This is a genomic window from Enterococcus sp. FR204, from assembly GCF_031143325.1.
Taxonomy (GTDB): domain Bacteria; phylum Bacillota; class Bacilli; order Lactobacillales; family Enterococcaceae; genus Enterococcus_B; species Enterococcus_B faecium.
In genome coordinates, this window is record NZ_JAKZIW010000069.1 from 1 (window position 1) to 8,199 (window position 8,199).

At 37.3% G+C, this 8,199-nt stretch carries 8 protein-coding genes; 2 read left to right on the forward strand and 6 right to left on the reverse strand.

The window, feature by feature from the left end; translation table 11 throughout:
* Positions 1-239: 239 nt before the first annotated feature.
* The gene (locus tag RG571_RS11335) at positions 240-854 is read right to left on the reverse strand and encodes a GNAT family N-acetyltransferase (protein ID WP_131500993.1); all 615 of its coding nucleotides are present in this window, start codon (positions 852-854) and stop codon (positions 240-242) included.
* Positions 855-997: 143 nt separating this feature from the next.
* On the opposite strand from RG571_RS11335, the gene RG571_RS11340 reads away from it, so the two are divergent.
* Positions 998-1,558: a TetR/AcrR family transcriptional regulator gene (locus RG571_RS11340; protein WP_005880912.1), complete on the forward strand. Its 561-nt coding sequence runs from the start codon at positions 998-1,000 to the stop codon at positions 1,556-1,558.
* A gap of 109 nt (positions 1,559-1,667) precedes the next feature.
* Here RG571_RS11340 and lacD read toward each other — a convergent pair whose 3' ends face one another.
* From lacD to pfkB, 4 genes are read right to left on the reverse strand one after another with little or no spacing between them, the layout of a single operon-like run.
* A complete protein-coding gene (lacD, locus tag RG571_RS11345; RefSeq protein WP_005880910.1) occupies positions 1,668-2,642 on the reverse strand; it encodes a tagatose-bisphosphate aldolase in 975 nt (324 codons plus the stop codon).
* A gap of 18 nt (positions 2,643-2,660) precedes the next feature.
* The gene (locus RG571_RS11350; RefSeq protein ID WP_002336650.1) at positions 2,661-3,116 is read right to left on the reverse strand and encodes a fructose PTS transporter subunit IIA; all 456 of its coding nucleotides are present in this window, start codon (positions 3,114-3,116) and stop codon (positions 2,661-2,663) included.
* 27 nt (positions 3,117-3,143) lie between these two features.
* Positions 3,144-4,589 (reverse strand): PTS fructose transporter subunit IIC, encoded by a 1,446-nt coding sequence (locus RG571_RS11355; protein WP_002331210.1) that lies wholly within the window; start codon positions 4,587-4,589, stop codon positions 3,144-3,146.
* Positions 4,586-5,521: a 1-phosphofructokinase gene (gene pfkB / locus RG571_RS11360; protein ID WP_002331209.1), complete on the reverse strand. Its 936-nt coding sequence runs from the start codon at positions 5,519-5,521 to the stop codon at positions 4,586-4,588. Before pfkB ends, RG571_RS11355 begins: the two co-directional genes overlap by 4 nt.
* A 167-nt stretch (positions 5,522-5,688) precedes the next feature.
* Between pfkB and RG571_RS11365 the strand changes: the two genes are divergently transcribed.
* The gene (locus RG571_RS11365) at positions 5,689-6,447 is read left to right on the forward strand and encodes a MurR/RpiR family transcriptional regulator (protein WP_005880906.1); all 759 of its coding nucleotides are present in this window, start codon (positions 5,689-5,691) and stop codon (positions 6,445-6,447) included.
* 494 nt (positions 6,448-6,941) lie between these two features.
* Here the strand turns inward: RG571_RS11365 and RG571_RS11370 are convergent, their stop codons facing one another.
* Complete coding sequence (locus tag RG571_RS11370) at positions 6,942-8,141, reverse strand: MFS transporter (protein ID WP_005880904.1); 1,200 nt, start codon at positions 8,139-8,141, stop codon at positions 6,942-6,944.
* Between the last annotated feature and the right edge of the window lie 58 nt (positions 8,142-8,199).

Genomic DNA, 8,199 nt, shown 5'->3' on the forward strand with positions numbered 1-8,199 from the left:
CTCACTGATCACTAAGATACCTATCTTTTAACAAAACTTTTCTACATTTTCTCTATAAATTTCTTACATTTTTCTTACATTGTCCTGTTTGACTGTAACACGAAAAAAAGAAGCGTCAGAACGCTTCTTAGATTATGACTTTGTACAAACTATGCTTTGGCTATACGCTGAAGCTAATATTCGCTTCGCCACTGTCTTTTGTGACTTATCGCAAGTATCGTCATTTTTATATTAAAACATTACTGAATGACCTTGCTGTATAACATACAGCGAAGATCTACTTCTTTATTAAGGATCTTCATGACGATATCTTTTTCTTTTTTCCGTTCGAAACCGCGTCGTTCATAAAATTGATACGTACAGCCGCTATCCGTGAACAGAAATACTTCTTTTCCTTGCTCTCGGCGTTCAAATTCTTTTAATAATTTACTACCGATTCCTTTGATCTTTAAATCAGGGTTGGCAGCTAAAAAGACAATTTCTCCGTCTGGGGAATGTTTTTTTAAATAGTCTGCAAGCAATTCGTCATTGGTGGCGTCATACCCCCCATTGCTGTCTTTCACAAATACATTTTGTAAGAAATCAAATAGTTTAACATATAACTTTTGACTAAATGAATGATGCTTTTTTGATTTTCCTTTGATGTCTGCTAATAAAACACCTACCAGCTCATCATCCGCATATAAAGCAATGATTTGTGTCGCGCGATTCAATTCTAGATACCAAAAGTATCTTCCATAAAGATTCAAAAGGAGTTTGCTCTTGGTATACCAATCAAAGTGCATACTTTTAATCGCGAATTGAATGGCTTTTTTGTAGTCTTTCTTTTCCAGTTGCTTAAAGGCTAATTCCATCACTTATTCTCCTATTCTTTAAATATTGATATGCTATACTTATATTATAATAGACAAAGTGTCGGTTATCTATGTTCAGATAGCGATGAAATTGTCGGATAACCGACACAATTCCTTGATTATGTTGATTAGGAGGCTGCAAAATGAAAAAAGAGGATCGTCGCGTTAAAAAAACAGAAAAAGCGTTAGCAGAAGCATTATCAAAATTATTAGTAGATAAAAAAATTCAAAACATCACTATCCGTGAACTGACCGAAACTGCTGATCTTCACCGTTCGACATTTTATAAACATTATACGGATATCTATGATCTTTATGAAAAGCTAGAAAATAGCTTTTTCCAAGACTTGGATGAAATCATTTCCTATGACACGACACACAGCTACGAGGATCTATACGCTCATTTGATCGACTATGTCTATACAAATACGTTCGTGTACAAGTTATTCGTTATCAACCACGGAGATATCCAATTCCAAAAGAGATTAAATAATCTGATCGAAGAAAATTATTTAAAAATCTGGCTACAAGAAGACAAAAAAACCGTGATCACAGAAGAAATGCGTTACTTCACCATTTACCATATCCAAGGGTGCCTCTCCGTTTTAAATCATTGGGTAGAAAGCACTTTTGCATACTCTAAGAAAAAAATGCTGACCTTCTTGCGGTTATTGAACGACAACATCGAACCCATCATGCCTTAAGACAAACGAAAAAGGAAGCGTCGGGACGCTTCCAATTCTTTATTTAAAAGCTCAAATTGATTATTAAAAATCATTAGGTTACAAACTTAAGGTTATAGTTAAAGCTTTCTTACAATTTAATAGCTGTTGCTGTTTCTTTCAAAACATTATTCAGCTCTTCGATGTTCTTGCGTCCTTGTGTCTGCATCCATTCTTTGGCAGCATATTCACCTTTAGTAACGAATGGTTCTACACCATTCGCCCAAGTTGCGCGCCCACAGAGTACCCCATTGAATGTAGAGCCAGCCTCTTTTGCAAATTTCAAGGTTTCTTGGAACAATTCAGCAGTTACTCCTGCGCTCAAGAAAATAAATGGCAGGTTGGTAGTCTCGGATTGTTCTTTGAAATAAGCAGCAGCTTCTTCTTTGGTATAAGCAACTTCATTTTTAGTGTAACCATCCACATAGTTCATATTAACAGGAACTTCCACTTTCAAAACGTCAACTCCATAGCGAGGCTTAGAAAATTCCTTCATCATTTCATTTACTTTATGCGGTTTTTTCAAGGCATATTCCTTCGAAGAAGTATCAGGATCGTTGGCATCATAAGAAACCAATTCTAAGAAAAATGGCAAATCTTCAGCAACACATTCAGAACCAATCCGCTCCATAAACGCCTTCTTTTGGTCATTGATGTCATCAGATTCATCTACATCGTAGTATAACAAGAACTTACAAGCATCGGCCCCTTGCTCCTTTAGACGTTTTACAGACCAAATAGATAAAATATCCGGTAAACGTCCTGGAGTTGAAGCATCGTAACCAGTTTTTTCATAGGCCAACAACAGACCAGCATTTTTATCGCGAACTTCGGCTGCCGGCAACCCATATTCTGGATCTAATAAGATTGCTGAAGCATATGGAGTCAATTCAGAAGAAATGATTTTTTTGAAATTGATGATTTGTTCATCGGTTGCTGATTGATTTTGAAATTTACCGATCATTTTTTTCAAGGCACCACGTTGATCGATTGCTAACGCACTGATGATGCCACTTTCATTACTTAGTTGACGAATATAAGTTTTCTTTTTTTCTGTTAAAGGCATGATTTCACTACTTCCTTTTTAGTTTTCTTCTAATTTTTGGTTTAAAAGTTCAGCTATTTCTTCAGCAGACTGGGCTTGTTTCAGACCTTCTGTCACATCTTTGTGCATCAAAAGTCTGGCTACCTGAGATAAAAATTTTAGATGGGTTGTTCCAGCCTCTGAATCTGGAATAAACAGAGCGATTACAAAATCCGTTCCTTCTCCATCTAAACTTTTCCAATCGACCTTACCGTTTAACCGAACAATCACAATATCGGCATCCTTGATACTAGCATCTTTGGCATGAGGGATGGCAAAACCATCCATCATACCAGTCGTGCTTTCTTCTTCTCTTTCCATCAATTTCTCGTAAACTGCATCTCGGTCTTCACTAATGCTCAAGACAATTGACTGATCTGCAAGGAAGTTCATTACCTCATCTTGCGTCGTAAAATTTTTATTCATAAAAACTTTATTTGTTTTGATCAAAGTCATTTGAAATCCTTCTTTCTAGAATAACCTTTAGTTGTTGGTTGCTTCTTTCATTTCAACAGTAGCTGCTTCTGCTTCACGTTTTTCTACACTACGTTTTTGGATCAACCCTAAAATTACTCCGCCAACGATTGAACCAAGTAAAATCGACCCTACCCATGCAACCTTACCAGTAACAACAGGTAATACTAGAAAACCTCCATGAGGTGCGGGAACTTGGACACCAAACATATATGTCAGTACAGCAGCAATTGATGAACCTAGCATCATAGTTGGCAGAACACGCAGCGGATCTTTAGCCGCAAATGGAATTGCTCCTTCGGTAATGTGCGTTGAGCCCAAGATAAAGTTGACTAAACCAGCGTTGCGATCATTCGTGTCGAAATATTTTCCAAAAAACAGTGCGGCAAATCCAGTAATCAATGGGGGCGCGATACAAGCTGCCGAAACCCCTGCCATAAATGTATGGTTACCTTGTGCCAACAACGCAGTCCCTGTAACATAAGCCGCTTTATTGACTGGACCTCCCATATCAAATGCTGACATACAGCCAACGATAATCCCTAAAATTAATGGATTAGAATTTTGGAATCCTGCCAAGAAATTCATCATTCCTTGGTTGACTGCTTCCATTGGATTTGCTAATAAAGACATGACTACACCAACAAACAAGACACCGATCACCGGATATAAGAAGATTGCCTTCAGACCATCCAATTGTTTAGGCAAGCCTTTCATGACCTTTTGCAATAGTAAGATAAAGTAGCCTGCTAAGAACCCTGCAAAAATTCCGCCTAAGAAACCGGCTCCGCCAGAATTGGCTAACAGTCCGCCAACAAACCCAACAACCAAACCAGGACGTTTAGCGATTCCTTCAGCGATATAAGCTGCTAAAATAGGAACCATCATTCCCATTGCCGCATCACCAACACCCTTTAACATAGCGGCAGTCGGATTGTAAGTAGGATCATTGGGATCAAAAGAGTACACACCCCAGATGGCAAACGAAATTGCAATAATTACCCCACCTGCCACTACAAACGGCAGCATATGAGAAACACCGTTCATGAGATTTTTATAAATACTGTGACCAATGCCTGCTGCAACCCCCATCTCCGCTTTCTCACCAGCAGCGTCAACTGTTTTGTTTTCTGCAGTAATTGAACCTTTACCAGCCAACGCATCTTCGATCAATTGGTCAGCATCTTTAATCCCCTTGCTGACAGGCACATCGATTACACGCTTACCTGCGAAACGTTCTGCTTGAACATCTTTGTCAGCTGCAATGATTACAGCGTCAGCGTTTTTTATTTCTTCTGGTGTTAATTCATTCTCTATCCCTACTTGACCATGGGTTTCAACTTTGATAGATACCCCTTTGCGCTTAGCTGCCTGCTCCAATGCTTCTTGAGCCATATAAGTGTGGGCAATTCCTGTTGGACATCCTGTTGCGGCAACAATTTTGTAAGTTGTCATTTTTTACTCGCTCCCTCTTTGATTTCGATTTGTTTTTCCAACTCTGCAACATCCGAAAAATCTGTTAATCCTTTACGAAAAGCGGTTGAACTTCCAGCTGCTAAACTTTTCTTCAAATTAATATCTACCTGTTCACCTTTTAAATATCCTGCAAGAAATGTTCCCAACAAAGTGTCACCAGCACACGCTGTATTGACTACTTTACCTTTAGGAGAATTCCCAGAATAAACGATATCCTTATTTAAAAATATTCCTCCCTCTCCTCCTAGAGAAAGGAGAACATTTTTCGCTCCATCGGCAATCAAGCGTTCAGCATAATGAATATATCCTTCACGATCACTAAGCTCGACATTATACCAAGATTGCAATTCCTCCTCGTTTGGTTTTAATAAGAACGGCTGATACGGCAGACAATCAATTATTTCCGGATAGCTTGAATCAATAATCAGATGGACCTTATTTTCAAAACAAATACGACTGATATCAATAAGAATTTCGGGTGAGACCCCTCGCGGCAAACTGCCAGAAACACACAAATAATCGTCAGCTTGCAGCTTTTGTATTTGATTTAGAAAAGTTTTGATTTGTTCCTGAGGAATCTCAGGTCCTTTATTAACCAATTTGAATTCTTCATTGGTTTTATTAACTTGTGTAAAAACGTTGATTCTAGTCATTCCCGGTACGCTAATAAAATCAGTGCTAATATCTTTTTGATGCAAATAATCCTCAATATAATTCCCGGTAAAACCTGCTTTAAATCCTAAAGCTGTACTATCGATACCTAATTGCTTCATGATCAATGAAACATTCACCCCTTTTCCATTAGCTTGTATATCATCATCGTTTGTTCGATTGACTTGGGATGGTTTCATTTCATCTGTTTCGATAAAAAGGTCGATTGCCAAGTTTAAAGTACATGTATAAACTGACATTTACGCTCCTCCTTTCTTACATATTCATTATGTATCAAGATCGAATGTAAATGTTTTCATAAATGACTAAATTCATTGAAAACTTTTACAAAATATATTAAATAAACTTGAAGTAAAGGAAACTCCCGCTTTACAATAGAATTATCCTAACTAATCGGAGGCAAAATATGGATACAAAATTAAGTGAATCGGAGAAATATCTCTGGGATTTTATTCAAAGTCACATACTCGAAATCCCCTCCTATTCCATTGTAAAACTAAGTGAATATGCCAACGTTTCAACAGCAACCGTCGTTCGTACTATGAAGAAAAAAGGATATGAGGGGTTTACGTCTTTTAAACATTCGTTAAAAGAAAAAGAAAATACAAATATCAATTTTGCCGCTCTTGATAAAGTTGATGAAGGAATAAAGACTGCTATTCTTAAAAATGAGCAAGAGGTAATCCGCACCATCAATATGGTAGAAAGCGGGAATATTGAAGATGCTATTCAACGAATCAAGGCTGCTAGAAGAATCATGATTTTTGCCCGAGGTTTTTCAGAATTGATTGCTCAGGAAATGATGGTCAAATTTCAACTTACCGGTAAATATTGTGAGATGCATACTGATCCCAATATCATAAAAAACATTAGTAGAAAATTATTCAAAGATGACATCGTGATCTTTGTTTCACTAAACGGTGAAACAAAGGAATTGATTACCGCAGCTGAAAACTGTTATAAAGCTGAGATCGGGACAATTTTGCTTACTGCTAATCGTCATTCAAGTTTGATGGAACATATCGAGATTCCTTTTGTTGGCTTTAAATCAGAAGGCTCCTTCTTCCCAGATTATGAGGTACGCTCCAGACTTCCACTTTCTATACTGGCTAGAATCTTACTTGACTCCTATGCACTGCGAACATCAGGATTCACACAGCACTAACTCTATATCTGTAAGACTGTACCTAAAATATATCTGTGTGAATTAACTAAGGTTGTCTAGAAAAATATTTAATCGCTATTTGTATTCTCGTGCTTTCTATCATTGCTCCTTCTATAACTTCTTAGTTTCAAGATAGAATAGTGCATTGAGACTACCAGGACTACTTACGCAAATATATAATAATAAGAATGTGATAAGCAGTTCGAAGTTCCTGTCTAATATTTCTTGTTAATTATTATCAATTTCCAACAATTCTAGAATTATAATACGCAAAAAAAGGAGACCGTCTAACTGTCTCCTTATAGTTTATTATTCAGCTTACAATCAGTTATCTAAAATGTTACAGAAGTTTTATTAGGGATATTTTCTTATCTTTTTAGATGAGGTTTCTCAATTATTTAGAAATGCTTACTTAAGTTATTCTCGTTTTTTGTAATTACACCAATAATCACTATATGTTATTTATATAAAACTAGTATCTAAGTATTTTTATGCTACTCAACAAGAGAATCACTATCGTTTCCTGTCTTCGGTATTTTTCGAATGCCCAAAATAGTTAATAAAGCACCTAGCACCGCAAAACCAGTACCGAAAATCAGCATCTCCCATACACCGAAATGCTGCAGCAGACTGCCGCCCAAGACATTTCCTATCACCCCACCAAGAGTTGTGGCGATAATGATCATCGTTTGTCCAAATACACGGTCGTCATCCGCCAGAAATTGATTGAATAAATAAGCTGAAGCTGGAATAAACAAAGCAAAACTAAAGGCTTGCAGGAGATGCGTCATTTCCATCATCAAGATCGAACCGGCCAGCAGCATCATGAATCCTCTGACAGCAAATGAAATACTGGCAATAGACAGCCAAAATTTGCTGGATTTCTTTTTGACAAGCTGTTCAAAAAAGATCATTCCCGGTAATTCGCATAAAGCGGCGATCATCAATGCGATGCCGACTTCTTTACTGCCACCGTGGATGTTTTCAAAGATCTGTGCCAAAAAACTGTTGATCATGGTGTGGAAAGTAAAAAGAAAACTGAAACCTAAAAACAACAAAATCAGGAAAGGATATTTTTTTCTCAAAGAAACTGGGCGATCCTGTTCTTTTGTCATAGGAAAAACTTCTTGATTTTTTACATCCGGCAGCAGATGCAAAATAACGAAAAACACTACTGCTTCAACTATAACCAAGATCGGCAAAATCGCGGCAGAATAAATCGCTAACAACTGTCCCAGTAAAAAAGAAGTTACAGCATAAGAAAATGAACCGCCAGCTCTTGAAAAACCAAAGTTGATCCTGTAGCCGGTATTTGAATACTCAAATGCCAGCGCATTGAGAAATGATTGCATGGAAACTACTAAAATCCCACCCAAGATATAAGTAATGATCGGCAAATTCGGAAGCAATACCCCAGCTAAGAGAATCACTCCTAATCCTGCTGTCATCGTCTTTAGCACGGTGATCAGTGGAATCTTTCTTTTCTTGATGATCACCTGACTGATAAAAGGCTGAAGCACCGTTGAAACAATATTGACCAATGCTAAGATCCCTCCGATTTTAGCTGGATCAATCTTGAAATAAATCAAAAACAATGTCGCAAACCCATAGACCGAACAAAACATCATCCAATAGAGAAATTGCAAACTTGTATAATAAAAACGAATCATTTTTCCACTTGTTTGATCGCGCATACATCTCCCACCTTATTGGTTTTTCTTTAGCAATTTACTATAGCATACTTGTAGGGGT

What these genes read in the sequence shown, in the direction of transcription:
- RG571_RS11335 (WP_131500993.1), bottom strand. Translation starts at nt 854, where the DNA reads ATGGAATTAGCCTTTAAGCAACTGGAAAAGAAAGACTACAAAAAAGCC.
- RG571_RS11340 (WP_005880912.1), top strand. Translation starts at nt 998, where the DNA reads ATGAAAAAAGAGGATCGTCGCGTTAAAAAAACAGAAAAAGCGTTAGCA.
- lacD (WP_005880910.1), bottom strand. Translation starts at nt 2,642, where the DNA reads ATGCCTTTAACAGAAAAAAAGAAAACTTATATTCGTCAACTAAGTAAT.
- RG571_RS11350 (WP_002336650.1), bottom strand. Translation starts at nt 3,116, where the DNA reads ATGACTTTGATCAAAACAAATAAAGTTTTTATGAATAAAAATTTTACG.
- RG571_RS11355 (WP_002331210.1), bottom strand. Translation starts at nt 4,589, where the DNA reads ATGACAACTTACAAAATTGTTGCCGCAACAGGATGTCCAACAGGAATT.
- pfkB (WP_002331209.1), bottom strand. Translation starts at nt 5,521, where the DNA reads ATGTCAGTTTATACATGTACTTTAAACTTGGCAATCGACCTTTTTATC.
- RG571_RS11365 (WP_005880906.1), top strand. Translation starts at nt 5,689, where the DNA reads ATGGATACAAAATTAAGTGAATCGGAGAAATATCTCTGGGATTTTATT.
- RG571_RS11370 (WP_005880904.1), bottom strand. Translation starts at nt 8,141, where the DNA reads ATGCGCGATCAAACAAGTGGAAAAATGATTCGTTTTTATTATACAAGT.